Raw genomic sequence first — 1,092 nt, forward strand, 5'->3', positions numbered from 1 at the left:
GATTTACTTGGAAAAATGGTTATGCACGAGAAAGAATAACTGAAGGAAACCTTAGTCTAGAAGAAGGTGCGAGAGTATTTGAAGGAGTTTCAGCATTAACAGGAGCAGCAGAAATCGCCCCATTAATTAAACTACCTAATTTTTCTTTTAGAAAATCTATTAATTTTTCTAGAAGAGAATTGTTAGAAAGTCCAATTACAGGAGTTAGAAATGCGACAGGCACAGAAATGACTACTGTTTTTGGATTGGGAGTAAATGAAAGTCATGCAATAGCTAGTCAGGTTGCTAATAAATTTAAAAATATAGATTGGTCTTGTAAAGATTGTGCAAAAGCTATTCTAAAAGAATTAGAAGGAAGGGGTATTAAAGGAGAGTTGAAAGAACTTATGAGTCCATATCCTAATATATATGGTGTTAAAAAGGGAGGTAATATTTCAAAAAATGGCTATCATTGGGGAGTTGAAGTTGATGGAAAGGTTTTTGATAATTTACACCCAGAAGGATTAGCTCCTGATGAATGGGCTAAGAATTTTGATGCCCCGTATGGAAAAATATGGGAAAATAGTCCACCTAAAAGAGGGATTGACTAAAAACGATATAGAATGAAAAGCGTCTTGGAAATAATAGAAATCATTAAAAATAGACCAATTATGTATCTAGGGAGAGATTCTATCTTTGCTTTAGAGGCTTTTATAAATGGTATTTGTGTAGCTAATTCTAATAAGGAGGATTTAGAATTAATGAGAGGATTTCAGGAATGGGTTGAAAGAAAATATAATATTTCTAGTACTCAATCTTGGGCTAAAATAATTGACTTTAATAGTTCAAATGAATCATTAGCTTTAGAACGGTTTTTTGAATTTTTTGAGGAGTATCGAGGATAGTGTAGTACCCGGCACTAATCGCAAAAACCCCCGCTAGGCTACCACGTATCGCTACTGCTAAGCTTAGCTTAGTAGCGTTACAGATTGGTATAAGAATAAGAGTAGAAAAATAAAGAGAAAGCTTTTAAGGGATGTAGAGGCTTTTTTATTGTGCTAAAGTGTAGCAACATTTTTATTAAAAAAGTCTTTAAATTTCTTTTTGGTAAGA

General features: G+C 33.1%; 2 protein-coding genes. Both read left to right on the forward strand.

Annotated elements, in window-relative coordinates:
* The coding region (locus tag AC2D8I_RS16225; RefSeq protein WP_484707161.1) for a papain fold toxin domain-containing protein at positions 1-590 on the forward strand (590 nt) is incomplete at its 5' end.
* A gap of 12 nt (positions 591-602) precedes the next feature.
* Positions 603-884, forward strand: a complete 282-nt coding sequence (locus AC2D8I_RS16230; protein WP_484707162.1) for a hypothetical protein — start codon at positions 603-605, stop codon at positions 882-884.
* Positions 885-1,092: the final 208 nt, after the last annotated feature.

The organism is Lacinutrix sp. YIN62 (assembly GCF_057219185.1).

Bases quoted from the DNA above. Each gene is read 5' to 3' on its own strand.
- AC2D8I_RS16230 (WP_484707162.1), top strand. From the start codon at position 603: ATGAAAAGCGTCTTGGAAATAATAGAAATCATTAAAAATAGACCAATT.